This is a genomic window from Blastomonas sp. (assembly GCF_046294995.1).
In the GTDB taxonomy this organism is placed as follows: domain Bacteria; phylum Pseudomonadota; class Alphaproteobacteria; order Sphingomonadales; family Sphingomonadaceae; genus Blastomonas.
Genome location: NZ_JBKBOG010000001.1, coordinates 423470 through 448730, shown reverse-complemented (window position 1 = coordinate 448730; position 25261 = coordinate 423470). Strand labels below are relative to the sequence as shown.

32 protein-coding genes, 1 other RNA gene and 1 pseudogene are annotated in these 25261 nt (G+C 63.8%); 16 read left to right on the top strand and 18 right to left on the bottom strand.

Translation table 11 applies throughout. The features are described 5' to 3' along the window. The first annotated feature begins 112 nt into the window (after positions 1 to 112). Positions 113 to 937 carry a leucyl/phenylalanyl-tRNA--protein transferase gene (gene aat / locus ACK4R0_RS02070; protein WP_409669470.1) on the top strand — a complete coding sequence of 275 codons (825 nt, stop codon included), beginning with the start codon at positions 113 to 115 and terminating at the stop codon, positions 935 to 937. 35 nt (positions 938 to 972) lie between these two features. Here the strand turns inward: aat and ACK4R0_RS02065 are convergent. From ACK4R0_RS02065 to ACK4R0_RS02050, 4 genes and pseudogenes are all read right to left on the bottom strand, one after another. Continuing rightward, a pseudogene (locus ACK4R0_RS02065) lies at positions 973 to 1155 on the bottom strand (DUF2155 domain-containing protein); the annotation flags it as partial. 248 nt (positions 1156 to 1403) lie between these two features. Further along, positions 1404 to 1799 carry an NADH:ubiquinone oxidoreductase subunit NDUFA12 gene (locus ACK4R0_RS02060; protein WP_409669467.1) on the bottom strand — a complete coding sequence of 132 codons (396 nt, stop codon included), beginning with the start codon at positions 1797 to 1799 and terminating at the stop codon, positions 1404 to 1406. 204 nt (positions 1800 to 2003) lie between these two features. Beyond that, positions 2004 to 2909: an RNA polymerase sigma factor RpoH gene (gene rpoH / locus ACK4R0_RS02055; protein WP_409669464.1), complete on the bottom strand. Its 906-nt coding sequence runs from the start codon at positions 2907 to 2909 to the stop codon at positions 2004 to 2006. Positions 2910 to 2985: 76 nt separating this feature from the next. Then, the gene (locus ACK4R0_RS02050; protein ID WP_409670869.1) at positions 2986 to 3936 is read right to left on the bottom strand and encodes an RluA family pseudouridine synthase; all 951 of its coding nucleotides are present in this window, start codon (positions 3934 to 3936) and stop codon (positions 2986 to 2988) included. A gap of 19 nt (positions 3937 to 3955) precedes the next feature. Between ACK4R0_RS02050 and ACK4R0_RS02045 the strand changes: the two genes are divergently transcribed. The 10 genes from ACK4R0_RS02045 to rnpB all read left to right on the top strand — a co-directional run bounded on the left by ACK4R0_RS02045 (position 3956) and on the right by rnpB (position 12702). Continuing rightward, positions 3956 to 4381: a Mov34/MPN/PAD-1 family protein gene (locus ACK4R0_RS02045; RefSeq protein WP_409669461.1), complete on the top strand. Its 426-nt coding sequence runs from the start codon at positions 3956 to 3958 to the stop codon at positions 4379 to 4381. A gap of 171 nt (positions 4382 to 4552) precedes the next feature. Continuing rightward, positions 4553 to 5203 (top strand): histidine phosphotransferase family protein, encoded by a 651-nt coding sequence (locus ACK4R0_RS02040; protein ID WP_409669458.1) that lies wholly within the window; start codon positions 4553 to 4555, stop codon positions 5201 to 5203. Positions 5204 to 5288: 85 nt separating this feature from the next. Further along, positions 5289 to 7667, top strand: coding sequence for a chemotaxis protein CheA (locus ACK4R0_RS02035; RefSeq protein ID WP_409669455.1), 2379 nt, complete (start codon positions 5289 to 5291; stop codon positions 7665 to 7667). Then, positions 7664 to 8098 (top strand): chemotaxis protein CheW, encoded by a 435-nt coding sequence (locus tag ACK4R0_RS02030; RefSeq protein WP_409669452.1) that lies wholly within the window; start codon positions 7664 to 7666, stop codon positions 8096 to 8098. The genes ACK4R0_RS02035 and ACK4R0_RS02030 overlap by 4 nt, the downstream gene beginning before the upstream one ends. A 110-nt stretch (positions 8099 to 8208) precedes the next feature. Next, entirely contained in the window at positions 8209 to 8574 is a 366-nt protein-coding gene (locus tag ACK4R0_RS02025) for a response regulator (protein WP_409669449.1), read from the top strand. 23 nt (positions 8575 to 8597) lie between these two features. Further along, positions 8598 to 9692, top strand: coding sequence for a chemotaxis protein CheB (locus tag ACK4R0_RS02020; protein ID WP_409669446.1), 1095 nt, complete (start codon positions 8598 to 8600; stop codon positions 9690 to 9692). Then, positions 9689 to 10558, top strand: a complete 870-nt coding sequence (locus ACK4R0_RS02015; protein WP_409669443.1) for a CheR family methyltransferase — start codon at positions 9689 to 9691, stop codon at positions 10556 to 10558. The genes ACK4R0_RS02020 and ACK4R0_RS02015 overlap by 4 nt, the downstream gene beginning before the upstream one ends. A 75-nt stretch (positions 10559 to 10633) precedes the next feature. Then, positions 10634 to 11578: a DMT family transporter gene (locus tag ACK4R0_RS02010; protein WP_409669440.1), complete on the top strand. Its 945-nt coding sequence runs from the start codon at positions 10634 to 10636 to the stop codon at positions 11576 to 11578. A 32-nt stretch (positions 11579 to 11610) separates the two neighbouring features. Further along, entirely contained in the window at positions 11611 to 12261 is a 651-nt protein-coding gene (locus ACK4R0_RS02005; RefSeq protein WP_409670866.1) for an N-acetylmuramoyl-L-alanine amidase, read from the top strand. 37 nt (positions 12262 to 12298) lie between these two features. Then, positions 12299 to 12702: RNase P RNA component class A (rnpB, locus tag ACK4R0_RS02000), an RNA gene on the top strand. A gap of 23 nt (positions 12703 to 12725) precedes the next feature. Here the strand turns inward: rnpB and ACK4R0_RS01995 are convergent. Further along, entirely contained in the window at positions 12726 to 12899 is a 174-nt protein-coding gene (locus ACK4R0_RS01995) for a hypothetical protein (RefSeq protein ID WP_409669437.1), read from the bottom strand. Positions 12900 to 13102: 203 nt separating this feature from the next. On the opposite strand from ACK4R0_RS01995, the gene ACK4R0_RS01990 reads away from it, so the two are divergent. Then, positions 13103 to 13636 (top strand): J domain-containing protein, encoded by a 534-nt coding sequence (locus ACK4R0_RS01990; protein WP_409669434.1) that lies wholly within the window; start codon positions 13103 to 13105, stop codon positions 13634 to 13636. 29 nt (positions 13637 to 13665) lie between these two features. Then, on the top strand, positions 13666 to 13965 hold the full coding sequence (locus ACK4R0_RS01985) for a (2Fe-2S) ferredoxin domain-containing protein (RefSeq protein ID WP_409669431.1): 300 nt from the start codon (positions 13666 to 13668) through the stop codon (positions 13963 to 13965). A 65-nt stretch (positions 13966 to 14030) separates the two neighbouring features. On the opposite strand, the gene ACK4R0_RS01980 is transcribed toward ACK4R0_RS01985, so the two are convergent. After that, positions 14031 to 14417, bottom strand: a complete 387-nt coding sequence (locus ACK4R0_RS01980) for a glycine zipper 2TM domain-containing protein (protein WP_409669428.1) — start codon at positions 14415 to 14417, stop codon at positions 14031 to 14033. Positions 14418 to 14608: 191 nt separating this feature from the next. Between ACK4R0_RS01980 and ACK4R0_RS01975 the strand changes: the two genes are divergently transcribed. Beyond that, the gene (locus ACK4R0_RS01975) at positions 14609 to 14830 is read left to right on the top strand and encodes a hypothetical protein (RefSeq protein WP_409669425.1); all 222 of its coding nucleotides are present in this window, start codon (positions 14609 to 14611) and stop codon (positions 14828 to 14830) included. Positions 14831 to 14840: 10 nt separating this feature from the next. Further along, the gene (gene rarD, locus ACK4R0_RS01970) at positions 14841 to 15746 is read left to right on the top strand and encodes an EamA family transporter RarD (protein ID WP_409669422.1); all 906 of its coding nucleotides are present in this window, start codon (positions 14841 to 14843) and stop codon (positions 15744 to 15746) included. A 139-nt stretch (positions 15747 to 15885) separates the two neighbouring features. Here the strand turns inward: rarD and grxD are convergent, their stop codons facing one another. The 10 genes from grxD to leuC all read right to left on the bottom strand — a co-directional run bounded on the left by grxD (position 15886) and on the right by leuC (position 21828). Then, positions 15886 to 16218, bottom strand: a complete 333-nt coding sequence (gene grxD / locus ACK4R0_RS01965; protein ID WP_409669419.1) for a Grx4 family monothiol glutaredoxin — start codon at positions 16216 to 16218, stop codon at positions 15886 to 15888. A gap of 47 nt (positions 16219 to 16265) precedes the next feature. Then, positions 16266 to 16493 carry a BolA/IbaG family iron-sulfur metabolism protein gene (locus ACK4R0_RS01960; protein WP_409669416.1) on the bottom strand — a complete coding sequence of 76 codons (228 nt, stop codon included), beginning with the start codon at positions 16491 to 16493 and terminating at the stop codon, positions 16266 to 16268. A 9-nt stretch (positions 16494 to 16502) separates the two neighbouring features. Next, the gene (locus ACK4R0_RS01955) at positions 16503 to 16829 is read right to left on the bottom strand and encodes a DUF1476 domain-containing protein (protein WP_409669413.1); all 327 of its coding nucleotides are present in this window, start codon (positions 16827 to 16829) and stop codon (positions 16503 to 16505) included. A 106-nt stretch (positions 16830 to 16935) separates the two neighbouring features. Beyond that, positions 16936 to 17931 (bottom strand): NADPH:quinone oxidoreductase family protein, encoded by a 996-nt coding sequence (locus tag ACK4R0_RS01950; RefSeq protein ID WP_409669410.1) that lies wholly within the window; start codon positions 17929 to 17931, stop codon positions 16936 to 16938. 120 nt (positions 17932 to 18051) lie between these two features. Next, a complete protein-coding gene (gene leuD, locus ACK4R0_RS01945) occupies positions 18052 to 18645 on the bottom strand; it encodes a 3-isopropylmalate dehydratase small subunit (RefSeq protein ID WP_409669408.1) in 594 nt (197 codons plus the stop codon). Further along, complete coding sequence (locus tag ACK4R0_RS01940; protein WP_409669405.1) at positions 18632 to 18817, bottom strand: isopropylmalate isomerase; 186 nt, start codon at positions 18815 to 18817, stop codon at positions 18632 to 18634. Before ACK4R0_RS01940 ends, leuD begins: the two co-directional genes overlap by 14 nt. A gap of 5 nt (positions 18818 to 18822) precedes the next feature. Beyond that, complete coding sequence (locus tag ACK4R0_RS01935; RefSeq protein ID WP_409669402.1) at positions 18823 to 19665, bottom strand: N-acyl homoserine lactonase family protein; 843 nt, start codon at positions 19663 to 19665, stop codon at positions 18823 to 18825. 2 nt (positions 19666 to 19667) lie between these two features. Beyond that, positions 19668 to 20084, bottom strand: a complete 417-nt coding sequence (locus ACK4R0_RS01930) for a type II toxin-antitoxin system VapC family toxin (protein ID WP_409669399.1) — start codon at positions 20082 to 20084, stop codon at positions 19668 to 19670. Then, on the bottom strand, positions 20084 to 20350 hold the full coding sequence (locus ACK4R0_RS01925; RefSeq protein WP_409669396.1) for a type II toxin-antitoxin system Phd/YefM family antitoxin: 267 nt from the start codon (positions 20348 to 20350) through the stop codon (positions 20084 to 20086). Before ACK4R0_RS01925 ends, ACK4R0_RS01930 begins: the two co-directional genes overlap by 1 nt. Before the next feature lie 50 nt (positions 20351 to 20400). Next, entirely contained in the window at positions 20401 to 21828 is a 1428-nt protein-coding gene (gene leuC, locus ACK4R0_RS01920; RefSeq protein ID WP_409669393.1) for a 3-isopropylmalate dehydratase large subunit, read from the bottom strand. 143 nt (positions 21829 to 21971) lie between these two features. Here leuC and ACK4R0_RS01915 point away from each other — a divergent pair, with 143 nt between their 5' ends. Then, positions 21972 to 22475, top strand: coding sequence for a sterol desaturase family protein (locus ACK4R0_RS01915; protein ID WP_409669390.1), 504 nt, complete (start codon positions 21972 to 21974; stop codon positions 22473 to 22475). 194 nt (positions 22476 to 22669) lie between these two features. On the opposite strand, the gene ACK4R0_RS01910 is transcribed toward ACK4R0_RS01915, so the two are convergent. After that, positions 22670 to 23839: an acyl-CoA dehydrogenase family protein gene (locus ACK4R0_RS01910; RefSeq protein ID WP_409669387.1), complete on the bottom strand. Its 1170-nt coding sequence runs from the start codon at positions 23837 to 23839 to the stop codon at positions 22670 to 22672. A 127-nt stretch (positions 23840 to 23966) separates the two neighbouring features. Further along, on the bottom strand, positions 23967 to 25133 hold the full coding sequence (locus ACK4R0_RS01905) for an acyl-CoA dehydrogenase family protein (RefSeq protein ID WP_409669384.1): 1167 nt from the start codon (positions 25131 to 25133) through the stop codon (positions 23967 to 23969). Positions 25134 to 25261 lie beyond the last annotated feature (128 nt).

Sequence of the window (25261 nt, the reverse complement as noted above, 5' to 3'; positions counted from 1 at the left end):
GGGGCTACTCCTGATGTATTTGGTCCCGCGCTCTAGCTGAAAGCCGGGCAATCGCAAAGCCCTGCGCGGTATGCGTGATTGATCTTGGCCGCCGAGCGCCTAGATTGGTGGCATGCACGGCACACCCGGCCCGGTAACGATCGATCTGACGATGCTGATGCGCGCCTATGCGATCGGTATCTTCCCGATGGCCGACGCGCGCGACGATGTCGACGTGTTCTGGGTGGAGCCAGAAATGCGCGCGATCCTGCCGCTCGATACCTTCCATCTTTCCAAGTCGCTCAAGAAGGTGATCCGCTCCGACCGCTTCACCGTCACCTGCAACCGCGCGTTCGGGCAGGTTATCGCGATGTGCGCACAATCCGCACAAGGCCGCGAGCAGACCTGGATCAACCGCACCATCGAGGCGAGCTTCATCGCGCTCAACAAGCAGGGCCGCGCGCACAGTATCGAGTGCTGGCAGGGCGATGCGCTGGTCGGCGGGCTGTACGGGGTCGAGATCGGCCGCGCGTTCTGCGGCGAAAGCATGTTCAGCCGGGCAACCGATGCCAGCAAGGTCGCGCTCGCCTGGCTGGTGGCAGCGATGCGCCGGGGCGGCATGAGCCTGCTCGACTGCCAGTTCATCACCCCGCATCTGGCATCCTTGGGCGCGATCGAAATCCCGCAGGCGGAATACATGAAGCTGCTGAACGCGGCGATCAGCGATTCGCCGTTTGCTCCGCCGCGTATCCCTCGCCCGCATCCGGTGACGGTCGATAGTTACTCGGTATCGGTCGATGGGGTGGCCGGGCCGGGCTCGGGCTCGGGGCTGGTTGCCGGATTTTCAGCGTTGGCAGGCGGCGATGCCGCAGGCCGGGGGCCGGGTGCGGCTCCCTCTGCCACCGGCGCATCCTCGCCGGGATATTCCATCGCGCAGTTCTTGACCCAGACATCGTAAATCGGGTGCTCGACCACGTTGAGCGACGGCGATTCCTTGAACACCCAGCCCGAGAACACCCGCTTCCAGACCGGATCCGACGAACGCGTCTCGCGATGCTGGACCAGCAACTGCACGAACGCTCCGGTTTCGGGCACCGGTTCCCAAGGCGCGGTGCGTTCGCAGGCCGACAGACGGACGATCGCGTCACCGATGCGCCGCGATTCGCCGGGCTTCATCTCGAGATCGCGAATCTCGCCGTTGCGTTTGTTGAGGAAGGCGATGGTGGCGACGCGCTCAGCCATCGGCGTCGCATCACTTGCATCGGGCGCCGCAGCGGCGGTGGCCGGTGCGCGGGTGGCTGGCTGCGCCTCGGTCTCAGGTTCGCTACCCTGCCCCAGGCGATCGCCGAACTGTGTCCAGGCATAAACCCCTGCCCCGATGAGCGCGGCGACCAGAATGACGATGGCGATGATTCGCCCGCGCGTCACGCCTCGGGAGTCCACGCTTCATAATCGCCGGTCGCCGCAGCCCGCACGCCGCCGCGATCGAGCGACCCTGCAGGGCGATAGGCGCCAATCGTTCCGGTCTGGTTGGGGACATAGTCCTTTTCCCAGATGCGCGGCGGCGGAAGGTGGCTTTCGGGAATCGCATCATAGCTGTTGTGCAACCAGCCGTGCCATTCGGACGGGACCCGGCTTGCATCGTTGGCGCCTTTGTAAAGCACCCAGCGGCGTTCCTTCCGCCCCTTTTTCGGCTTGGAGCGGAAATAGGTGTTGCCCTGATGATCCTCGCCGACCTTCTCGCCATTGAGCGAGCTGAACAAAAGCGTGCCGACGGTCGCGCCGTCCCACCAGGTGAAGATTTTTCCCAGAAGTCCCATGGCTGCCCGCTTAATGCGTGGGAACCGAAAGGGGAAGATGGTTTTGCACCCACCCTGCCCGCTTTATCGCGCTGTGCGGCGCCGAGCTGAAGATTCTCGTCGGCCAGACAAAGGTGAAGCGGGACAGCCAGGCCATCCCGCTTCGATCCACAGTTGCGACCCTGGGGACAACAATGTGGGGCAGGTCGAGCCCCAGCATTCAATTCAGCCAGCCAGCGCCATCTGCTTGTCGCTGACCAGGCGATGCATCGCCTTTTGCAGCTTTTCAAACGCGCGCACCTCGATCTGACGAACGCGTTCGCGGCTGACGTTATAGACCTGGCTCAGCTCCTCGAGCGTCTTGGGGTCATCGACCAGCCGCCGCTCGTTCAAGATGTGACGCTCGCGGTCGTTCAACGCCTGCAGCGCTTCGCCCAGCATGTCATGCCGCATCGAGGCTTCCTGCGCATCGGCAACGGCTGCATCCTGCAGCGGCCTGTCGTCAGTCAGCCAGTCCATCCACTGGCCGTCGCCATCCTCGCGCATCGAGACGTTGAGCGACGCATCGCCGCCCATCGCCATGCGGCGGTTCATGTTGACGACTTCGGTCTCGGACACGCCCAGCTTGGTCGCGATCGTCGTCACGTCATCGGGGTGAAGATCGCCGTCCTCGAATGCGCGCAGGTTGTTCTTCATCCGGCGCAGGTTGAAGAACAGCTTCTTCTGGGCAGCGGTGGTGCCCATCTTGACGAGGCTCCAGCTGCGCAGAATGTATTCCTGGATCGACGCCTTGATCCACCACATCGCATAGGTCGCGAGGCGGAAGCCGCGATCGGGCTCGAATTTCTTCACACCCTGCATCAGGCCGATATTGCCTTCGGAGATCAGCTCGCTGACTGGCAGCCCATAACCGCGATAGCCCATCGCAATCTTGGCGACGAGGCGCAGGTGCGAGGTGACAAGCTGCGCTGCAGCTTCAGAATCCTGATGCTCCTGATAGCGCTTGGCGAGCATATATTCCTGCTCGGGCTTGAGCAGCGGATATTTGCGGATTTCGGTGAGATAACGGTTTAGGCTGGCCTCCCCACCAAGTGCGGGGATGGTTGCCGGGACACTTCTGGTCGCACTCATGTTTACCCTTTCTGCCGATCCGATTCGCGGGCCTCGAAGGAGCGCCCATCATGTGGATCGCATTTCGACTTGCAACTTAAACACGCATTATAGTCAAAAGTTCCGCCATATCGGCCGGAATCGGACTAAAAAAGTCGCATTCAAATCCAGTCACCGGATGTATAAACCCGAGGCGCTGCGCGTGCAATGCCTGACGACCGAAATCCGCGGCTTTGAGCAGGTTTCGCAGCGCTTTGGGCGGCTTGGAATACAGCGGATCGCCAAGCAGCGCGTGACCGATGCTGGCCATGTGAACGCGCACCTGATGCGTCCGCCCGGTCTCCAGCCGACACTCGACCCGGGTCGCCCCGACCAGCCGCTCTTCGGTGGTGTAATGGGTGACGGCGTGTTTGCCGCGCCCTTCGCCCACCAGCGCCATCTTCTTGCGGTCATGGTCGCTGCGGCCGATATTGCCACGGACCATGCCATCGGCCGGGAGGGGCCGCCCCTGCACGATCGCGACATAACGCCGATTGATCGTGTGCGCGGCGAATTGCGCCGCCAGCCCGAGATGCGCGGCATCGGTCTTGGCGACCACCAGCAGCCCCGAGGTATCCTTGTCGATGCGGTGGACGATACCGGGCCGGGCGACGCCGCCTATTCCCGACAATTGCCCCGCACAATGGTGCAGCAGCGCATTGACCAGAGTGCCATCGGCGTGGCCGGCCGCCGGATGCACGACAAGGCCCGCCGGCTTGTCGATCACCAGCAGATGCGGGTCTTCATGCACTACGACCAGCGCGATGTCCTGCGCCTGGGCATCGAGCGGCAGTGCATCGGGAACGGCAATCGCGTACCGCGCGCCAGCGGCCAGCTTCACCGACGGGCGGGTGACCGGCTTGCCATCGACCGTCACCGCGCCTTGCAGGATCAGCGCCTTGATCCGTTCACGCGACAGGTCGGGCTCGGCCAGAGCAAGCCCTGCATCCAGCCGCTGGCCCTCGGCGCTGGCGGGGATCGTGCCGGTACGGGGTTCGCTCGCAGGCATGTTGGATCGCGGGGCGTTCATGGCTATGCTGTGGCCCATGCAGATCAGGCTTTCAAGCGCGCTCCATGCCCAGTTGCTTGCACAGGCGCAGGCATCGCACCCCGATGAATGCTGCGGCCTGTTGTTCGGAGACGACCAGCGCGTTCGCCGGATCCAGCCTGCCGCCAATGTCGCGGATGATCCGTCCTGCACGTTCGAGATCGATCCATCCGCGTTGATCGCAGCCGAGCGTGCGATGCGCCAGGGCGGCGAGCGGCTTATCGGCCATTATCATTCGCACCCCAATGGCCGCGCCGAGCCTTCTGCCCGCGATGCCGCCAGCGCCGCATCCGATGGGCGCCTGTGGCTGGTAATCGCCGCAGGGCGCATCACTGCCTGGCGGGCAATCGACAGCGGCGCCATATGCGGCGCGTTCGACCCGGTAGAGCTGATGCTGGCGGATTGAGCGGATCGAGCGGATTGAGCGCATTGATCTGCGGCAGTGGATGGCGTAGGCGCAGCACCCTGCCGCATTAAGGCTTGAACCTGTGCGACATTTTCGCCACATCGGCTGGGCACGACCAGCCGGTCGATGCGCGCTTCTCCTCGTTTCACGCCCGAAGGCCAGCCCCCGCTTATGCCCAGCCATGCAGATCTGTCTGAAACCGAACTTGCCAGCCTGCTGTGCTCACGGCTTTGCCATGATCTGCTGAGCCCGATCGGTGCGATGAACAACGGGCTCGAACTGCTCGCCGATGAAACCGATCCTGAAATGCGTGCGCGGTGCATCGAACTGCTGACCGACAGCGCGCGCGCTTCGGCCAACAAGCTCAAGTTTTTCCGCCTTGCGTTCGGCGCGGCCGGCGGGTTCGGCGACAAGGTCGATGTCAACGAGCCACGCCAGCTGATCGAGGGCCTGGTGGCGGACAAGCCACGGGTGGAGCTGCAATGGCATGTCCCCTCCAACCTGCTCGCCAAGCCTGCGGTCAAGGTGCTGCTCAACCTTGCGCTGATCGGCCTTGATGGGCTGGTACGCGGCGGCCAGCTGATCATCGCGGCGGAAGAAAATGGTGGCACCTGCGAAATCGCGGTCAACGCCACCGGACCCAAGGTCGTCATCGACGAGGCAGTCGCAGGCGCGCTGTCGGGCAGCACGCTGGGCACGCCGATGAGCCCGCGCACAGCACCGGCCTATATGATCCTGCAGATCGCCCGGCGCAGCGGCGGCGATATTCAGCTTGCCGCCACGCCCGAGTCTCTGGTCATCGGCGCCATGCTGCGGGTCTGAAACCCGAACCCCTTCCTGCCCGCCGCAACCTGATCTTAACCATATCCGGCGCACACCGTAACCCAAGCGCTCGCGGACGGTGGATATGGACGACCTGATACAGGAATTTATCGCTGAAACCCGTGAAACGCTCGACGCGCTGGCGAGCGAACTTGTGCTGTGGGAGCAGAACCCGCACGACAGTGCGCGGCTCGACAGCATCTTCCGCTTCGTCCACACGGTCAAGGGCAGCTGCGGTTTCCTCAATCTTCCCCGCTTCGAGCGGCTGAGCCATGCAGCCGAAGACGTGCTCGCGCAGGTCCGCGACGGCAAGCGCGAGGCTTCGGCGCCGCTGGTCGATGCGGTGCTCGGGATCATCGATCGCATCGGCGAGCTGATCATCGTGATGGAGTCGGGCGAGGCCCTGCCCGACGGGTCGGATTCCGATCTTATCGCCGCGCTGGACCGTCAGCCCGTGGCCGCCGGGTCGGTGGCGACGGAACCTACAATCCCTGCCAACGACACCGGCTCTGCTGCGCGCAGACATGCCGCCATCCGGTCGATCCGCGTGCCGCTCGACCTGATCGACCACCTGATGAACGGCGTGTCGGACATGGTGCTGGCGCGCAACGAGGTGGCCCGCTGCCTGCGCGACGACCAGAACGGCCCGGTGCTCGAAAATGCGTTCGACCGGCTTTCAGCCTGCATCGCCGACATGCGCGATGCCATCGGCCAGACCAGGATGCAGCGTATCGAGCGCATCTTCTCGCCGCTGCCACGGCTGGTGCGCGATCTGTGCGCCGACCTCGGCAAGCAGGTGGACCTGCGCACCTCGGGCAGCGACGTCGAATTGGACCGCGAGATGATCGAGATGATCCGCGATCCGCTGACGCACATCATCCGCAACTCGATCGATCACGGCATCGAATCGCCTGTCGCGCGCAGCCTGGCGGGCAAGCCTGCCGCCGGCCGCCTGAGCATTTCGGCACGGCAATCGGGCAACCAGATCCTGATCGAGATCGCCGATGACGGCCGCGGCATCGATATCGACAAGCTGGTCGCGCGCGCCCAGGCCGCCAAGGTGCGCAGCGCGTCCGAGATCCACGGACTGAGCGAGCGCGCCCGGCTGGAATTGATTTTCGCACCCGGCCTGTCCACCGCCGATCAGGTCACGGCAATCTCGGGTCGCGGCGTCGGCATGGACGTCGTTCGCTCCAACATCGAACGGATCGGCGGCGCGATCGACCTGGAGAACCATCCCGGCAAGGGCTTGCGGGTCATCCTGCGCGTGCCGCTGACGCTCACCATCATCCCGTGCCTGACCGTGCGCGCCGGGGGCCAGGACTTCGCAATGCCGCGCTCTGCCATCCGCGAAATCCTGTTCGACAACAACGATCAGGTGCGCATCCAGCAGGTGGGCGGTCGCGACCTTGCCTATATCCGCGGGGAATGCCTGCCGCATGTCGCGCTCGAGACGTTGCTCGGGCTCGATTTCGCCGCCAATCCCGCCGCACGCCATCGCACGATCATCACCCTCAACGCCTCGTCCGAACTGCGCTACGCGCTCGCGGTGGAGGCGGTGATCGATCACGAGGAACTGGTCGTGCGTCCTGGCGCGCCGGTGATCATGGCCGATGGGCTTTATGCGGGCACCACCCTGCCGGACAATGGTCGCCCGATGCTGCTGCTCGATCCGCTGGGATTGGCCAACCGCGCCCAACTGAACGAATTCGCCCGTAGCGATGACAGCCAGCACGGGCAAACGCCCGACGCAGCCGAGATCGATGGTGGTTCTGCGCTGCTGTTCCGCGAGGCAGCAGGCATGCTGCGGCTGATGACGCTGGCGGCGGTCGAACGCGTCGAGGATGTCGATGCGGCTCGGCTGGCGCTGGCAGGGGGCCAGGTCCGGCTGAGCATCGACGGCGAAAGTCGCCCGGTCTTCGGGCTCGACCAACCGCCGCAATCGGGCCACGCCAAGCTTCTGCACCTGAGCGACGGCAAACGACACGTGCTGTATGCGGTCGACGACGTGATCGACATCGTCCGGCTGCCCGCCACGGTCGAACCGGCAAGCGAGCCTGGCCTGGTCGGCGGAATCGCGCTGCTGGGCGACGAGCAGATCGAGGTGATCGATCCGCACTGGGTGTTCAGCCACCTGGTTGGCCCGGTGCGCGCGTCCGACCGGCCTGCCTGCTATCTGATCGGCACCGACGATCCGTGGACACGCAACATTCTCGCGCCCTTGGTATCGGCAGCAGGCTATCGCCCGGTGTTCGGAGTATCGGATGGCGATTGCTCCGACGCGGCGGTCAGCATCGTCATCGGCGACGAAGCGCCGACGGGGCTGGGGCTGCATGGCAACGTCATCCGTCTGCGCGATACGCTGCCGGCAGGGCCACACGATGCCGACACCATTTATCGCTATGACCGGGCAGCTTTGCTTGGCCGCCTGATCAACGGACGGACGGGAGCAACCGGCACATGAAAGAGCTCTACCTGATCGCGGTGATCGCGGGCGAGAAAGTGGCGATCCCCGCAGAACAGATCGACAGCGTCGTCAATGTCCGCGAGTCCGTTCCCGTACCGTCGTCCGCGCCGTTCATCGCCGGACTGTTCGCACTGCGCAGCCGGGTGCTGACGCTGATCGACTGCCAGTATTTCGTCAGCGGAGAGCCAGCCGACCTGACCCCGGGCCAACCGGCGATCGTCGTCAACATCGGCGGCTGCCATTACGGGCTGCTGGTCGATTCGGTCATCGACGTCGTGCAGGCGGCCAACCCCCCTGTGCCGCTGCCTGTCCAGCTGCCTGCAGGATGGCGCGATATCGGCCGCGCGCTGCTCGACATCGATAGCGCGACCTATCTGCTGATCGATCCCGATTACATGGTCAACCCCGCGCTGCGCCGCGCAGCCTGACGTCGCGCTTTGCGGTGAACCGCGCGTGCCCTGCGCGCCGTGTTAACATGCTGATTACTTATCGTCCCTAATGTCGGCATCTGGCAAGTTTGCCAACGGGAGGGCGCTTCATGAAAACCTGTCTGGTTGTTGACGATAGCAAGGTGATCCGGAAGGTCGCTCGGCATATTCTGGAAACGCTGAATTTCGCGGTTTCCGAAGCCGCCGATGGCAGCCAGGCGCTCGACCATTGCAGCCAGACAATGCCCGACGTCGTCCTGCTCGACTGGAACATGCCCGTGATGAGCGGAATGGAATTTCTCTGCGCCCTGCGCAAGGTCGAAGGCGGCGCAAGCCCCAAGGTCGTGTTCTGCACCACCGAAAACGGCCGCGGCCATATCCAGGCAGCGATCGACGCCGGAGCCGACGAATATGTGATGAAGCCCTTCGACCGCGAAACGCTGCACAGCAAGCTCCAGATCGTCGGCTGCGCCTGATAGCAGGCGGGGGGCACAACCGGATGGTCGTTCTCGAACCCAGCGCAACCGCGCGGCGTGCCCTTCCCCGCGCGCAGGGTGCGGGGCATGTCAGCCAGGTGCTGATCGTCGACGACAGCCTGGTCATGCGCTCGGTCATCCAGCGGGCTATCGATTCCGCGCCGGGCTTTACGGTGTGCGCAAGCCTGCCATCGGCGCAGGCTGCGCTCGAGTTCCTTTCGTCCCATCCTGCCGACATCATCCTGCTCGACATCGAGATGCCTCGCCGCTCGGGGCTGGATGCGCTTCCCGATCTGGTCGCGGCGAGCAACCATGCGCGCATTCTGGTGCTGTCCTCGCAGTGCCGCGAGGGCGCTCCGGCCTCGCTCAAGGCCTTGGCGCTGGGCGCCAGCGACACCCTGTCCAAGCCCGACCAGCAGTTCTACCCGCGCAGCTTCACCACCAAGCTGCTCGAGAAGCTGCAATTGCTGGGCGATGCGGCGCGGATCTCGCGTCAGGCGATGCCGCCGGTGGTCGCCCGCCCGGTGGCCACCCACAGCACGCTCGAATGCATCGCCATCGGCTCGTCGACCGGTGGCATCAGCGCGATCCACGAGTTGCTGGGCCAGCTTGACCCGCACATCGACGCGCCGATTCTCATCACCCAGCACCTCCCGCCCGATTTCATCCCGTTCCTCGTCCGCCACATCGGCGATCTGGATCTGCGGCCCGTGCACCAGGCAACCGACGGCGCAGTGCTGCAGCGCGGGCACATCTATTGCGCTCCCGGCGATGCGCATCTCGGGCTCCAGAGCAAAGGCGGGACCACGCGCATAAAGCTGCTCAACGACTGGCCGGGCACCGCCTACAAGCCATCGATCGATCCGATGTTCACGGCGGTCGCGCGCTGCTTTGGCGAGCGCGGCGCTGGCGTTATGCTCAGCGGCATGGGGGCTGACGGGCTGGCGGGCGCGGAGCTGCTCGCTGCCGAAGGCGCGCCGATCTATGTCCAGGATGCGCAGTCCAGCACCGTATGGGGCATGCCCGGAGCGGTTGCCCGCGCAGGCCTTGCCAGCGTCATCCTTCCCCCTGCCGGTATCGCCCGGTTCATCGCCGATTGCTGGCTGGAGCCGAAATGATCCACTCCCCACCTGCTGCCAGCGCGACGCGCATTCTCGCCGGGCTGCTCGAATCGCGCACCGGTCAGCAGATTGCGCCCAGCCGCTACTGGCGTATCCAGAGCGCTCTCGCGCCGATCCTGAAAGCGCAAGGCATCCCCGATCTGGACGCGTTGGTCGCGGTGCTTTCCGATCCGGACAACGAGCAGCTGCTGCAGGCCTCGCTCGATGCGATGCTCAACAACGAAAGCTTCTTCTTCCGCGACACCGCGATTTTTGCCGCATTGCGCTCCGAGGCATTCCCCGCGCTGCGCGAGCGGCGCGCCCATCGCAAGACGCTGCGCATCTGGAGCGCGGGCACCTCCACCGGCCAGGAGGCATATTCGGTCGCGATGCTGGTCGATTCCGAGCGTGACAAATGGACCGACTGGAAGATCGAGATCATCGGCACCGACATTTCTCCCTCGGTCATCGCACGCGCCAGGACGGGCCGATACAGCCAGTTCGAGATTCAGCGCGGGCTTTCGGTCGATTACATGCTGCGCTACTTCGCGCAGGACGGGGAGGACTGGGTCATCGATCCGCGGCTGCAGGCGATGGTGCGGTTCCAGGAAGACAACCTGCTCAAGCCACGCGCCGAGCTCGGCCGCTTCGACATCATCCTGTGCCGCAATGTGCTGATGTATTTCGCGCCCGAAACCCGGCATATCGCCTATTCCAAGCTGGAACGATCGCTGGAAAATGACGGCATGCTGATGCTGGGCGCGGCGGAAACGGTGCTGGGCCAGACCGAACTTTTCTCCGCAACGCGCGAGATGCGCGGTCTCTACTCGAAGGCATCGGGCGGCCTTTCGGGCCAGTCGATCATTCCGCCCCCCCTGCGCTGATTTTTTTGGCAGCCAGTGTTCGCAACTGCAGCATAAAAGCTGTTCTGGTCCGGCATTTGCCCTATGCCACGCCACATGACGCACGATTCGCCCGCGCCTGACCTGCCCGAACGCGACTTTGGCCGCGTAGACTGGGCTGTCGCCGTCATGATGATGCTGCTTTGGGGCTTCAATATCATCGCGATGAAATCGGCCGTGGACAGCGCCGGCGCGCTGCCGGCGGCGTTTCTGCGTCAGGCGATCGTGGCGGTGGTGTGCCTGCCGTTTCTGCGGATCGTTCCGGGCCGAATGCGGTTGATGGCGGTGCTCGGGGTTTTGAGCGGCGGCCTGTTCTACGTGTTGATCGGCCTTTCGCTCAAGGTCAGCACCAACGTCAGCGCGCTGGCCATCGCCGGGCAATTGGGTGTGCCCTTCTCGCTGATCCTCGCGGTGATTTTCCTCAAGGAAAAGATCGGTGTTCCCCGCCTGATCGGCATCATCCTCGCTTTGTTCGGCGTCGTCCTGCTGGTGTTCGATCCCAAGGTTGCCGGCGAATTGCCCGCCATCGCGATATCGGCCTGCGCATCGCTGATCTGGGCGATCGCCACGCTGATCCAGCGCAATCTGGGCGGGATCGGCGTGCTCAACATCAGCGCCTGGATGGGATTGTTCGGCTCGCTTGTCATCCTGCCCTTCGCGTTGCTGCTCGAGCCCCGCGGCATCGCGCTGCTGCCGTATCTCAGCCTGGAAACCTATGCCTGGACCGCCTACGCCGCCATCGGCTCGAGCATCGGCGCGCAAGGTGCGATGGTGTGGCTGCTGCAGCGGCACAGCGTCTCCACCGTCAGCCCGCTGACCATTCCCACGCCGGTGATCTCGGTCGCGTTCGCCACCTGGTGGTTCGGGACGCCGCTGACCCCGCTGATGATTGCAGGTGGATTGATCGCATTGCTTGGCGTCTCTATCGTGGCGATCCGCAACGCCCAGCGTTCGCGGATGCTGGCCGAGGCTCGGCTGATGAAGGAGGGCACCAGATCTTGATCGACACCCCGTCGCCGAATTACGACGAACGCATGGCTCCGATCAGCATGCTGGTATTGCACTATACCGGAATGCAGGATGCGCCGTCGGCGATCGACTGGCTCGCCAACCCGGCGTCGAAAGTGTCCGCGCATTATGTCGTGACCGAAGATGGCCAGATCATCCGCATGGTCGACGAGGCCAACCGCGCCTGGCACGCGGGCCGCGCGCACTGGCGCGGCATCAAGGACGTCAACAGCGCCAGCATCGGTATCGAGATCGTCAATCCGGGGCATGAATTCGGCTACCGCCCGTTCCCCGAAGAGCAGATGTCGGCGCTGATCCCGCTGGTGGCGGACATCGTCGACCGGCACCGCATCCCGCGCGCCAATGTGGTGGGGCACAGCGATGTCGCGCCCGAGCGCAAGCAGGACCCGGGCGAACTGTTCGATTGGCAGAGGCTGGCGCGGGTGCGGCTGGCGCTGCCGATTCCCGATGGCCGTCTGGTCGATCCGTACTGGAGCGATGGCGCATTCCTGCTCGCGCTCGAGCGCTTCGGCTATGACATTGCCGACGGGCGCGCGGCGACCACGGCATTCCAGCGACGCTGGCGCCCTGGCACGATCACCGGCGAAGTCGACGGCGAATGCCGCGCGATCCTGTTCTCGCTGCTGCTCGACCGCGATGCGGGCCGTTACCGCTGATTGCGCTCTGCGCAAATCGCCGCTAGGGCCGCTGCTGCCAGAGGGTCGGGCAGCCGCGGGTTACGCAAGTGACGCGAGGAAAGTCCGGGCTCCACGAAACAAGGATGCCGGGTAACGCCCGGCGGGGGCGACCCCAGGGACAGTGCAACAGAAAGCAGGTTGCCAAAGGCTTCGGCCAGGTAACATTGAAAGGGTGCGGTAAGAGCGCACCGCGCGGCCAGCAATGGTTCGCGGCACGGTAAACCCCATCCGGAGCAAGACCGAATAGGGGCGGATTTGGCGATACGGTTTCTGCTTGCAGAGGCGCGTCCCAGGGGTGTTTCGGCCCCTTGCCGCCCGGGTTGGTTGCTTGAGCGGTGCAGCAATGCCCCGCCTAGAGGAATGGCTGCCCATGACCGGCAACGGTCAGGACAGAACCCGGCTTACAGACCCTCTGGCAAATTTTGTTTCGAAGCTGGGAGCGCTCAAAGCGCGGCAAGCACCAGACGCGCCGGGATGCCGTTCTCACCGTTCAGAATATCGGACTGGCACTGGGCAAAATCCTGTGCGGATCCGCCGAAATAGGCCTGCGAACCCAGCGCAAACGCCGCCATCATTGCGATCGACAGCATAGCGGAGAACATCAACTGGCGGCTCATGCGGTACATCCCTGAAACATCTTGATTCGCAATCTATGTTGCAGATGCGAGATGGATAGCCGCGCAATCCTTTCAAGACCCTTAGCGTTCGACAAACGACATTTCAGGGCGATGAAGCGATCACCGCGCGCCAGCAGACGAATGAGCGAATAACCGCAGCAGGCTCTAGCCGAGCGGGCGCGCGGTTGTTACTTGGGTCCACAATGGCAGGCAAACGATCATCCGACTGGGGTTTCCCGCGCTGGCGTGGCTATGGGTCGTCGCGCGAGGCGCAGACGGTGCGGATGTGCGACCGGCACGGGTGCGACGAGGCGGGCAAATGCCCCGCGCCCAAGTCTCCCAACAGCCCGGACCGCTGGTATTTCTGCGAAAAGCATGCCGCCGAGTACAATCAGGGCTGGGATTATTTCGAGGGCCTCGACAAGGAAGAGGCCGCCGCGCGCGCCGCCGAGGAAAAGCGCGATACATCGGGCTATCGCGAATCGGTATTCAACGAATGGGCAGGTTCGGGCGACGGCAGTAGGACGCGCGACGAGATGCGCGCGCTCGACGTGCTCGAATGCAATGCGCACAGCGAGTTCGACGAGATCAAGAAGGCCTATCGCCGGCTTGCCAAGGCCAATCATCCCGATACCAACCAGAACGACAAGGACGCCGCGGTGCGCTTTCAGGCGATCCAGGCGGCCTATGCAGTGCTGCGCAGCGCCGAGGAAAGAAAGGTCTGGAAGGGCGTGTAATCGCCACCACCCGACCCTATCTGACCAGAATGAAAACAGAAATCCGCGCCAACTGGTCGCATGCCATTCTCGTGTGCAAGAAGTGCCAAAAGCGCGCCAAGGCCAGTTTCGGTCCCGAGGGCGATCCCTCGCTCGCCAAGGCGCTCAAGCGCCGTCTGCCCGGTGGCAAGGGCCGCAAGGCGCGGCTGGGTGTGATCGAGGTACCCTGCCTCGACATATGCCCGAAAAAAGCCGTGGTCCTGATCGACACCCGCCATCCCGACAGCTGGCGCATCGTGCGCCAGGATGCCGACCTCGATCGATTGGCTGAAGAGCTGACGTCGGGCTGATGCTCGCAAAAAAGGCCGCTCCTGTTGCCAGGAGCGACCTTCATGCGTGTGGGTGCGGCTAAAGCTTAGCGGCAGCTGACCCGGCTGCGGTCGATCGCACGACCGGCGGCTGCACCACCCAGGCCACCGACGACGGCACCCAAGGTCTTGTCGCCACGGCCTGCGACCTGATCGCCGATCAGCGCGCCAACGCCTGCACCGACCAGCAGACCGGTGGTGCCGTTGCTGCGCTGGCAGCGATAGCGACCATCGTCGCCGCGCCAGTAGCGTCCTTCATAACGTGCCTGCTTGCGGCCGTCGCGGCGGCCTTCGCGGTATGCACGGCGGTCATCGCGCCGCTGAAACTGCGCAGCATCCTGCGAATGGAAATTGGTGGGCACCGGCAGGGCAACCGGGTTGGCGGGCGCCGGGTTCAGGAACGCAGCGGCGCTGGCAAGTGCAAGGGTCAACATGGTGTTATCTCCAGTGTTTGCTCCGGGCGGTTCGTCCCGGCTCGAAACATACAACATTCATCCCCGCCGCCGGTTTCATGAACAGAATACAACGTGACCGAATACAGCGGTTCTGCCGTCGAGCCGCCCCTCAGACGCGATGAATCGAATTTGTGCTTGCAACGGAATGCTGTCTTATCCATATAAGACACATGCTGAACATTCTTTCCATTCTCATCGGGCTCTTCGCGCTGCTGATGGCGATCCCTGCCTTTCTGCCGCTGTTGGGCGCGCTCAACTGGTTGATCATTCCGGTCGCAATGCTGGGTGTGCTGGTGGGCTTCGTTTCCAGCAGCAACACGGGCCGAAACCTGTGCCTGGTGGTGCTCGCCATCTGCATTATCCGGCTATCGCTGGGCGGCGGTATCTTCTAACCCGCACCGCATGAGCGGTGACAGCAAGCAACTGAAAGGCCTGCCCGAAGCGGTAGGGGCCTATACGATCTGGGGCTTCATGCCGCTGTTTTTCAAACAGCTGCAGGGCATTTCCCCGGTGGAAATCGTCGCGCACCGCGTGATGTGGTCGGTGGTGCTGATCGTGGTGATCCTCTGGGCCAGCCGCCGCCTGACCGAATTCACCACAGCGCTCGCCGATCCGCAAATCCGCCGCTTCATGCTGGCGAGCTCAAGCCTGATCGCGACCAACTGGCTGGTCTATATCTGGGCCATCACCAATGGCCACATCCTTGCCGGAAGCCTGGGCTATTACATCAACCCTCTGGTCAACGTCGCTTTGGGCGTCGTGTTTTTCCGCGAGCGGATGAACCGCACCCAGCTGGTCGCCATCGCGCTGGCTGCCGCTGGCGTATTGGTACTGGCCAGTGAGTCGCTGGCGTCGATCTGGATCAGCCTGTCGCTCGCCGCGTCGTTCGGGCTTTACGGAATGGTACGCAAGATGGCGCCGGTGGGCTCGCTCCCTGGCCTGGCCTGCGAAACCACGCTGCTGCTGCCGTTTGCGCTGGGATACGCATTTTGGGCGGCATGGCAGGATCCTACGCCAGGCTTCGGCTATTCGGCCTATACCGACATTTTCCTGATCGCCGGCGGTGCGGTGACCACCATCCCGCTGCTGTTGTTCGCCAGCGCCGCGCGCAAGATGCCGCTGTCGACACTGGGGTTCATCCAGTTCATCGGCCCAACGATCCAGTTCATGCTGGGCGTGTTCGTCTATGACGAGCCGTTCACCCGTGCGCATGCGATCTGTTTCGCGTTGATCTGGACCGCCGTGGCGCTGTTCTGCGTCGACAGCGTCAGACGTTCGCGCGCGGCGCAGGCTGCGGTTGCGGCTTAATCCGTTCGATTTCCCCGGAGCGTCATTCCCGCGTACGCGGGAATCCCGCTATTGCGAACACGCTCGCTCCAAAGCGGGACCCCCGCCTTCGCGGGGGTGACGGTGATAGGTGTCTAGCTCCCAGTTCCGGTAAGCGAATTCAGCCAGCCCCGACCAGGCCCTTTTCCTGCATCAGGCTCTGCAGTTCGCCGGCTTCGAACATCTCCATCATGATGTCCGATCCGCCGATGAATTCGCCTTTTACATAGAGCTGGGGGATGGTTGGCCAGTCGGAGAATTCCTTGATACCCTGGCGGACTTCCATGTCCTGCAGCACATCGATGCTTTCGTAATCGACGCCGAGGTGATCGAGAATGGCGATCGCCTTGCTGGAAAAGCCGCACTGCGGAAACAGCGGCGTGCCCTTCATGAACAGCAGGACGTCATTGGCCTGAACGATCTCGGCGATGCGGGCCTGTGCGGTGTCGGTCATGGTGTCAGCTCCGTAGGTATGCAGATGGTGCCAGTTTGGCCTGGCATTTAGCTGGGGAGCGCGGTGGTCAGTTGCAAGGCATGCAGTTCGCCACCCATGCGGCCGCCCAGCGCTGCATAGACCGCGCGCTGGCGGGCAATGCGGCTTAGCGGACGGAAGCTTTCGGCGACCACATGCGCGGCATAATGATCGCCATCGCCCGCCAGATCGGTGATCGTGACATCTGCGTCCGGAATACCGGCCTTGATCAGCGCCTCGATATCTGCCGCACGCATCGGCACGGCTCAGTTCGCCTCTTCGATATACTGGCGGCGCGCCTCGACCATCTTGGATTCGAGCGCGGTGCGCACGCCCAGTTCGTCAATCTCGACCCCGGCCGAGACCAGATCGCCCAGCAGCTTGCGGATGACGTCTTCATCGCCTGCTTCCTCGAAATCGGCCTGGACGACCGCTTTGGCATAGGCTTCGGTTTCTTCGGGCGTCAGCCCCATCTGCTGCGCGGCCCAATGGCCGAGCAGGCGGTTGCGCCGGGCGGTGATCCGGAACTGGAGGTCTGCATCGGCTGCAAACTTGGCTTCGAACGCGCGTTCACGGTCACTGAAACTGGTCATGTTGGCCCTTTATTGGTCAAGAATGGGGTTGGTCATGCAGGTCTGGCGTTAGCGCATACGCACAGCGCGCGTTAGCGGCAAGCGCCAAACCGCACGACTCAGCCCATCACATGGTCACCACAAGCTTGCCGATCGCCTCGCGATTTTCAAGCCGGGCGATCGCCTCGTGCGCGGTGTCGAAGCTGAAGGTTTCCGAGATGCGCGGCGAAATCTTGCCCGCCGCCCAAAGATCGAACAGTTCGGCGATGTTGGCAGCGTTGCGCTCGGGCTCGCGCGCGGCGAATGCTCCCCAGAACACGCCGCAGACATCGCAGCTCTTGAGCAGGGTGAGGTTGAGCGGCAGCTTGGCGATACCGGCGGGGAAGCCGACCACCAGGAAGCGGCCTTCCCATGCCATCGCACGGACAGCGGGCTCGCTGTAGTCGCCGCCGACCGCGTCATAGACGATATCCGCGCCGTTGGGGCCGACCGCGTCCTTGAACGCGTTGGCGAGCGCCTTGGACTGGTCCTTGTCGAACGGCTGGCGGGCATAGACCACGACCTCGTCCGCACCCGACGCGCGGGCAGCCTCAGCCTTTGCCTCGCTCGAAACGCCCGCGACGACGCGCGCGCCATACGCCTTGCCCAGTTCAACCGCTGCCAGGCCTACGCCGCCGGCTGCACCCAGCACAAGCAGGGTATCGCCCGGCTTGATGTGGCCGCGATCCTTGAGCGCGTGGATCGAGGTGCCATAGGTCATCAGCAAGGATGCACCCTGCTCGAAGCTGAACTGGTCGGGAAGCTTGTATGCCCCAGCCGCCGCGACGACCTTCTTTTCGACCAGCCCGCCAAAGCCGGTGCCTGCGATCACCCGGTCGCCTACCGACCAGCCGGTGACGCCCTCGCCCACGGCTTCGACAGTACCCGCAATCTCGCTGCCCGGCGCGAACGGGCGCTGGGGCTTGAGCTGATACATATCCTTGATGATCAGCGCGTCAGGAAAGTTGATCGAGCACGCCTTGACCGCGACCAGCAATTCGCCGGGACCTGCGACCGGCGCATCGATCTCGGTCATCTCAAGCGTTTCGGGTCCACCGGCAGCAGTCGACAATAGGGCTTTCATGTGAGGCTCTCTCCGTTTGTTGTTGTTTGATCCATCGTCACCCCCGCGATCGCGGGGGTCCCGCTTTTGATGCTGACGTACCGCAGAAGCGGGATTCCCGCGTTCGCGGGAATGACGGCGTCAGGCTGCTACAGGCACCATCCAGGGGCGGTCTGCGCTGACCTTCGCCTCGTACGCACTGATCGCATCCGCCTTGCCCAGCGTCAGCCCGATCTCGTCGAGCCCCTGCATCAGGCAGGTCTTGCGGAAGGGGTCGATCTCGAAGCTGAAGCGGTCCTGGAACGGCGTCGTCACGGTCTGGGTTTCCAGGTCGATATAGATGGTGTCGGTCTGCGCCACCTCCATCAGCCGGTCGATCGCGTCCTGCGGCAGTTCCACGGTCAGAATGCCATTCTTGAACGCGTTGCTCGAGAAGATGTCCGAAAAGCTCGGTGCGATCACCGCAGTGATGCCCAGATCGATCAACGCCCAGGCGGCATGCTCGCGGCTCGATCCGCAGCCGAAATTGTCGCCTGCTATCAAGATCGGCGATCCGGCGTACTTGGGATCGTCGAACACGTTGCCCGGCTCGGCGCGGATCGTTTCGAACGCACCGGCGCCCAAGCCTTCGCGACTGATCGTCTTGAGCCACCGCGAGGGGATGATGATATCGGTATCGACGTTCTTGCGGCCAAACGGGATGGCCTTGCCCTCGACGCGATCAATCGGTTGCATGGGGGCCCTCGGTCGCTTCGGCGCCCGGCTCTTCAGGCTTTGCAGGGGCGGCGGTCTTCGGTTTGTTGAACTGCTTGCCAACATACAAAAGTGCCGCAGCCAATGCTGCGGAACCTACCGCGGCACCTGCCATTGCGCTGTTCGACCAGCCGTCCTTCTTGTCCTTGCTCACTGTATTTACTCCGCCGCCTGGGGAAACGTCGGCAACTTGCCCACGTCTGCCGGCTCATGTTGAATGATCACCGTCGCCTTGAGATTGTCGGCCAGTTTCTTGAAGCGGTCAAGCGATGCCAGAGTATCGGCGCGGTCGACGTTGAACGTGGGCACGCCGTTTGACGCGTAATTTTCGCTGAAATGCGCGAGATCTCCGGTCAGCAGCACCGGTCCTTTATCCTTCAGCCGCACCAGCAGACCGCTGTGTCCCGGGGTGTGACCGGGGAGCCGCAGCATGGTCACCGATCCATCGCCGAACACATCCTTGTCGGTGGTCGCCTGCTCGACCTTGCCGCCGCCCGAAATCCAGTGTGCAAACGGCGCGGGGTCGGCGCCGTAGGATGCAGGATCGGTGGTCAGCACCGTCCAGTCGGCCTTGCCGACGATCAGCGTGGCGCCCGGAAACTCGGCCAGCTGGCCGCTGTGATCGAAGTGATAATGGCTCAGGCCGACATGCGTGATCTTTGCCGGATCGATCTTGAGCTGCGCCAGCTGCTCCTTGATCGTCAGCGTGACCGTCGCGTCCATCGCCTGGTTGTCATCAAGGGGCTTGCCCTTCATCGCCGATGGCAGGCCCGTGTCCCACAACAGATAATCGCTGCCATGACGGATCAGATAGCAGCTGCTCGCCAGCCGCTTCGACTGGCCGGTATAGGCCTGGATGTCGGAAAATGCGTTGAGATCGTTCGCCGCCACGGTCCCGCAATCGAGCCGCCAGAGTTGCACGTCGGCGTCCTGTGCATGGGCTGACGTGGCCGTGGCGAGGGCCAGAGCAGCGCCCACGAGAACATTGCGGAATGGGCTCAACTTCACTCTCCTATCACTTGAACGTCGATCGATTTTGCAACGGAAGCCAACTGGCGGTCGAACGTTGCCAATGGCAACCGATTGCTAACCGCGCAATGCAGATAGGCTGCGTCATAGATCGTCAAATTGTGCTCGCGTGCTATGGGCAACACCAGCGAGAATTGCGCAAACGGCGCAAGCGTGTCCACAGCAAAGCTGAGCAAGTTCAGGATGTGCAGAAATCCCGGCAGATCCTCAGGCTTGCACCTGTTAGTGCGCTCTCCCTGGCGTATGCCATTGGCGACCTCGGCAAACCAGTGCGGTGGCACCACAAGCTGGTGATCGTCTGTCATGGCGTGGACCGCCATTGATGCAGGCGTTTCCTCATCCTTGAATAACCAAGCCAAGGCGACCGATGCATCAAGGACAAACTTATCCATTACCAACGCCGACCTTCGTTGATCAGGTCCTTGACCGACATGCCGGGGCCCAGCGTCGGACCATGCATCCGCCGCCACTCGATAAAGTCTTCACGCGCCTTGCGCCGCGCGTCGATCTTCTGCTGCTCGCTTTGATCGGGATGCCCAAGCCGTGCCACGGGCTTACCGTGACGGGTAATCAGGATTGTCTCGCCCGCGACAACACGGTCGAGCAAAGCTGAAAATTGCGCCTTGGCCTCGGCTGCCGAAAACACAGTCGCACGCACATCCATCATGCACCTCTTGGAGTTTTGACCAAAATACTCCGGAATTCAGGTCAAATCAACGTCCGCACATCGCTGAGCCTGCCGGTCACCGCAGCGGCTGCTGCCATCGCGGGCGACACCAGATGTGTCCGCGCACCCGGACCTTGGCGGCCGACGAAGTTGCGGTTTGAGGTCGAGGCGCAGCGCTCGCCCGCTGGCACCTTGTCGGGGTTCATCCCCAGGCACGCCGAGCAGCCCGGCTCGCGCCATTCGAAGCCGGCCTCGATGAAGATGCGGTCCAGCCCCTCCTCTTCGGCCTGACGCTTGACCAGCCCCGAGCCCGGCACGACCAAAGCGGACTTAATTCCAGGCGCGTTGTGCCGCCCCTTGAGCACCGCTGCGGCCGCGCGCAGATCCTCGATCCGGCTGTTGGTGCAGCTGCCAATGAAGATGTGCTCGACCGGCACCTCGGTCAGCGGAGTACCCGCGGTCAGGCCCATATAATCGAGCGACTTCTGGGCAGCGGCGCGCTTGGAAGGATCGGAATAGCTTGCCGGATCGGGAACATGACCGGTGATGGGCACCACGTCCTCGGGGCTGGTGCCCCAGGTCACCGACGGTGCGACATCGGCGGCGTTTATGACGACGCTGGTATCGAACACCGCGCCGTCATCGGTCTTGAGCGTGCGCCAATAGGCGACTGCCGCATCCCAGTCCGCGCCTTTGGGTGCCATCGGTCGGCCTTTCAGATATGCAAAGGTCGCATCATCGGGCGCGATCAGCCCGGCGCGCGCGCCCGCCTCGATCGACATGTTGGCGACGGTGAGCCTGCCCTCGATCGACATCTGTTCGAACACCTTGCCGCGATATTCGATGACATGCCCGGTGCCGCCGGCAGCGCCGATCTGGCCGATGATGTGCAGAATCAGATCCTTGGGACTGACTTCGGCGGGCAGATCGCCTTCAACGCGGATCTCCATCGATTTCGAGCGCTTGAGCTGCAGCGTCTGGGTCGCCAGCACATGCTCGACCTCCGAGGTGCCGATGCCGAACGCCAGCGCGCCCAGCGCACCGTGCGCGGCGGTGTGGCTGTCGCCGCACACCATGGTGCAGCCCGGCAGCGTGAAGCCCTGCTCGGGGCCGATGACATGGACAATGCCCTGGCGCGCGTCGGTCGCATCGATATAGGGCACGCCGAATGCGGGTGCGTTGCGCTCGAGCGCCTCGAGCTGCGCGCGGCTTTCGGGGTCGGCGATCGGGATACGGTTGCCTTGTGCATCGACGCGCGGCGTGGTCGGCACGTTGTGATCGGGAACGGCCAGCGTCAGATCGGGCCTGCGCACCTTGCGCCCGGCCATGCGCAATCCCTCGAACGCCTGCGGGCTGGTGACCTCGTGCACGAGATGCCGGTCGATGAAAATGATCGCGGTGCCATCGTCGCGCTGGTCAACGACATGCGCATCCCAAATCTTTTCGTAGAGCGTTTTTGCTTCGGCCATCCCTCAAACCTTCGTATTTGCGGCGTTTCCGCCTGTCGCTTGACAGAAGCGCGGCGCCAAATCCAGCGCGCATTTGGTTGCCGCCGCAACCGCCTGCACGTGGCCCCTTCAAACCGGCTGCAATTGCGCCTATTCTTGTGACCATGCAGGCTCTTATCAATCTTGGAATCGTGATTGCCACAACCGCGTTCATGGAATTTGTCGCCTGGTGGAGCCACAAATACGTGATGCACGGCTGGGGCTGGGGCTGGCACCGCGACCATCACGAACCGCACGACAACGTGCTCGAGAAGAACGACCTGTACGCGATCGTCGGCTCGGCGATCTCGATCAGCCTGTTCATCATCGGCGCGTGGGTCTGGGAGCCCGCCACCTGGATGGGCATCGGCGTGATGATCTACGGCGCGATCTACACGCTGATCCACGACGGCCTGGTCCACCAGCGCTATTTCCGCTGGGTGCCCAAGAGCGGCTATGCCAAGCGCATCGTCCAAGCGCACAAATTGCACCACGCGACGGTCGGCAAGGAAGGCGGGGTCAGCTTCGGCTTCGTGATCGCCGAGGACCCGGTGAAGCTCAAGCAGGAGCTGAAACGCCAGCGCGAGGCGGGGATTGCCGTGGTGCGGGAGTCGGCAGGGGCGGTTTGAGGCGGCTTCCTAAAGCCCTCCCCCTTGATGGGGGAGGGTTGGGTGGGGGTGATCCCTCCGGATTGCGCCGCAGCAACCAGCCGCACCATCACCCTCACCGCTGCGACTAGGCAGCAAGCTGCCAAGTCTCGCTGCCTCTCCCATCGAGGGAGAGGCGAACCGGGCCAGCTCTCCCATTAAGGCAGCGGCCGACCTCACAACATCCCCGTATCCGTCGGCAGGCCCAGCGCCACCCGCCCCACCAGTTCGTACACGCTGCTCGCGGTTGCGATGTGCTGCGTCGCTACATGCGCGTCGCGGAAGCGGCGTTGGAGCGAGCTTGTCATATAGACCGCGCTGCCGCCGCCGATGGTGAACGCGATCTTGGCGACATCCGCCGCAGCCTCGGTGGCATAAGTCGCCGCCAGCCGCAGCTTGGCGCGCTCCTCTGGCGACAGCTGGCCGCGCGTCGTCGCGCCCTCCCAGCACTCGGCGATGCTCTCGCGGAAGAAGGCTTCCGCCGCCGCAAGCTTCGCCTCGGCACGCATCAGGTCGGTCTGCACCACGCTGCGTTCGGCCATGGTGCGCTGTCCGCCCTGAGGCTTCTTGGCGCGGGCGAGCGCCTTGATCTCGTCCATCGCGCCTGCCGCATTGCCCAAAGCCACCGAGGCAACGCCCAAGGCGAGCAGCCCGAACACCGGAAACTGATACAGCGGCCCCTGCTCGACCGGCGTGTCGGCGATCAGCGAGACGCTGCGCGCCTTGGGCACGATCGCGTCCCTGACGGCGATATCGCCCGACCCCGTACCCTTCATCCCCATGACATGCCAGGTATCGAGCAGTTCGACCTCGCTGGCCGGGAAGATCATCATCCGGTGATACGGCGCGCCGTTGTCGAAGCGCTGCAGTTCGCCATCCTTGAACACCATCGCGCCGCCGCACAGCCAGTCGCAATTCGCGCTGCCTGATCCCCACTGCCAGCGGCCGGTGACCTTGTAGTGATCGCCCATGTCGTCCGCCCGCCCCATCGGCGCGAACACGCCGCCGGTGATCGAGTGCGGATCGGAATACACTTCTGCCGCGACTTCGTGCGGCAGATAGGCGGCGTTGATCGCTGTGGTCGCCCCGATCATCGCGCACCAGCCGGTGCTCGCCTCGGCGCGGGCGATGGCGTGGAGCACGCTCACCAGATCGAGCGGCGCCATCTCCAGCCCGGCCAGGCTTTTGGGGCGGACCATGTTGAAAACGCCTGCTCGGGCGAGCGATTGCGCGATGTCGGCGGGCAACCGCCGCGCCTCCTCGATCTCATCGGCGCGCGCGGCGATGCCGGGGAGTTGCAGAGCGACCGCATGGCCCAGCGGTTCGATGCTCTCGAGTGGTTTCATGTAAAGTCCCTCTCCCCTTTAGGGGAGAGGTTAGGAGAGGGGACTGCATTGTGCCCTCGCGCCATTCCCCTCTCCCTTCGCCGCTGCGCGGCTCTTCCCTCTCCCCTCAAGGGGAGAGGGCGTTTGATCACAACCGCATCAAACTCGCCAGATTGTTCTTCTGCATGTCGCTCGATCCGCCGACGATCGCCATGCCGAGTAGGTCGCGGACATGGCGCTCCATCTCATAGGCATCGCTGAGCGCGTACGATCCCATCACCTGCTGGCAGGTCAACGCGATCTCGACGCCCATATTGGCGACGAACAATTTGGCCATGCTAGTTTCGATCGAGCACGGCCGCCCCTCGTTGGCGAGCCATGCGGCGTGATAGAGCATGTGCCGCGCCGCGTGCCATTGGGTGCATGCGGTGACAAGCTTGTGGCGGATCGCCTGATGCTGGCTGATCGGCTTGCCGAACTGCACGCGCTCCTGCGCATAGCCCCAGGCCTCGTCGATCGCAGCGCGCGCGATGCCCAAGGCTACGGCGGAAATTTCGAGTTTCTCGACATCGAGCGCGCGGCCCGCGAGCAGTTTCCAGCCCTTGTTCCACATCGCCTCGCCACCGACGATGGCGCTGACCGGCAAGCGGACATTGTCGAAATAGACGTCCTGGCTGTGGGTGTAGCGAAGGTTGACGTGCTCGATATCCTGCATGGTGACGCCCGGCGCATCGGTCGGCACCAGCACGAACGACAGGTTCTTGTAGCGATCCTCCGCAGGCCCCGAGCGCACCAGGCAATAGATGTAATCCGCCCAGTCCGCGCCGGTGCACCAGCGTTTCGATCCATTGATAACCACCTCGTTCCCATCGCGCACCGCGCGGGTCTCGACGCTGGCCAAATCGCCGCCGACATTGGGCTCGGAAAGGCCATAGGCGAAGAACAGTTCGCCTTTCGCGAGACGCGGCAAAAACTCGGCCTTTTGCTCTGCCGATCCGTTCTCGGAGATATTCATGCCGCCGTAGAAACTGGTGTGGATGAAGGGACCGGCGAGGCACGGCCCGCTTGCCGCCAGTTCCTCGATCACCGCGACCGCGGCGACAAGGTCCTGCCCTGCCCCGCCATATTCTTCAGGCACGGTAAGAGCCGTGAGGCCCAGCTCGTTGAGTTTGCCGTAAACATCGCGCGGCCAGCGCGCCGCCTTGTCCCACGCCTGCCGCGCCTCGCGCGGAGCGTGTTCCGCCAAGAACCGCTGCAAGGTTACGCGCAACGCGGAGACGTGGTCGGGTTCGTCGATGAAGGTCTGGAGGGTCACTTAGGTGCGCCCTCCCCATGACCGTTTTCCGGCGAAAGCCGGAATCCAGGGCGACGATAGTACAATCTCGCTCCTGGGCTCCGGCTTTCGCCGGAAAACGGGAAGGGCATGGTTGGCGAGCCCTGCCC

Coding starts and splice junctions, on each gene's coding strand:
- ACK4R0_RS01975 (WP_409669425.1), top strand. CDS start 14,609: ATGCTGAACATTCTTTCCATTCTCATCGGGCTCTTCGCGCTGCTGATG.
- ACK4R0_RS02015 (WP_409669443.1), top strand. CDS start 9,689: ATGATCCACTCCCCACCTGCTGCCAGCGCGACGCGCATTCTCGCCGGG.
- ACK4R0_RS01995 (WP_409669437.1), bottom strand. CDS start 12,899: ATGAGCCGCCAGTTGATGTTCTCCGCTATGCTGTCGATCGCAATGATG.
- ACK4R0_RS02045 (WP_409669461.1), top strand. CDS start 3,956: ATGGCTATGCTGTGGCCCATGCAGATCAGGCTTTCAAGCGCGCTCCAT.
- rpoH (WP_409669464.1), bottom strand. CDS start 2,909: ATGAGTGCGACCAGAAGTGTCCCGGCAACCATCCCCGCACTTGGTGGG.
- ACK4R0_RS02005 (WP_409670866.1), top strand. CDS start 11,611: ATGGCTCCGATCAGCATGCTGGTATTGCACTATACCGGAATGCAGGAT.
- ACK4R0_RS01960 (WP_409669416.1), bottom strand. CDS start 16,493: ATGCGTGCGGCAGATATCGAGGCGCTGATCAAGGCCGGTATTCCGGAC.
- ACK4R0_RS01930 (WP_409669399.1), bottom strand. CDS start 20,084: ATGGATAAGTTTGTCCTTGATGCATCGGTCGCCTTGGCTTGGTTATTC.
- ACK4R0_RS02035 (WP_409669455.1), top strand. CDS start 5,289: ATGGACGACCTGATACAGGAATTTATCGCTGAAACCCGTGAAACGCTC.
- ACK4R0_RS01950 (WP_409669410.1), bottom strand. CDS start 17,931: ATGAAAGCCCTATTGTCGACTGCTGCCGGTGGACCCGAAACGCTTGAG.
- rarD (WP_409669422.1), top strand. CDS start 14,841: ATGAGCGGTGACAGCAAGCAACTGAAAGGCCTGCCCGAAGCGGTAGGG.
- leuD (WP_409669408.1), bottom strand. CDS start 18,645: ATGCAACCGATTGATCGCGTCGAGGGCAAGGCCATCCCGTTTGGCCGC.
- ACK4R0_RS02030 (WP_409669452.1), top strand. CDS start 7,664: ATGAAAGAGCTCTACCTGATCGCGGTGATCGCGGGCGAGAAAGTGGCG.
- ACK4R0_RS01980 (WP_409669428.1), bottom strand. CDS start 14,417: ATGTTGACCCTTGCACTTGCCAGCGCCGCTGCGTTCCTGAACCCGGCG.
- aat (WP_409669470.1), top strand. CDS start 113: ATGCACGGCACACCCGGCCCGGTAACGATCGATCTGACGATGCTGATG.
- ACK4R0_RS02025 (WP_409669449.1), top strand. CDS start 8,209: ATGAAAACCTGTCTGGTTGTTGACGATAGCAAGGTGATCCGGAAGGTC.
- ACK4R0_RS02010 (WP_409669440.1), top strand. CDS start 10,634: ATGACGCACGATTCGCCCGCGCCTGACCTGCCCGAACGCGACTTTGGC.
- ACK4R0_RS02020 (WP_409669446.1), top strand. CDS start 8,598: ATGGTCGTTCTCGAACCCAGCGCAACCGCGCGGCGTGCCCTTCCCCGC.
- ACK4R0_RS01915 (WP_409669390.1), top strand. CDS start 21,972: ATGCAGGCTCTTATCAATCTTGGAATCGTGATTGCCACAACCGCGTTC.
- ACK4R0_RS01955 (WP_409669413.1), bottom strand. CDS start 16,829: ATGACCAGTTTCAGTGACCGTGAACGCGCGTTCGAAGCCAAGTTTGCA.
- ACK4R0_RS01910 (WP_409669387.1), bottom strand. CDS start 23,839: ATGAAACCACTCGAGAGCATCGAACCGCTGGGCCATGCGGTCGCTCTG.
- ACK4R0_RS01985 (WP_409669431.1), top strand. CDS start 13,666: ATGAAAACAGAAATCCGCGCCAACTGGTCGCATGCCATTCTCGTGTGC.
- ACK4R0_RS02060 (WP_409669467.1), bottom strand. CDS start 1,799: ATGGGACTTCTGGGAAAAATCTTCACCTGGTGGGACGGCGCGACCGTC.
- ACK4R0_RS02050 (WP_409670869.1), bottom strand. CDS start 3,936: ATGCCTGCGAGCGAACCCCGTACCGGCACGATCCCCGCCAGCGCCGAG.
- grxD (WP_409669419.1), bottom strand. CDS start 16,218: ATGACCGACACCGCACAGGCCCGCATCGCCGAGATCGTTCAGGCCAAT.
- ACK4R0_RS01990 (WP_409669434.1), top strand. CDS start 13,103: ATGGCAGGCAAACGATCATCCGACTGGGGTTTCCCGCGCTGGCGTGGC.
- leuC (WP_409669393.1), bottom strand. CDS start 21,828: ATGGCCGAAGCAAAAACGCTCTACGAAAAGATTTGGGATGCGCATGTC.
- ACK4R0_RS02040 (WP_409669458.1), top strand. CDS start 4,553: ATGCCCAGCCATGCAGATCTGTCTGAAACCGAACTTGCCAGCCTGCTG.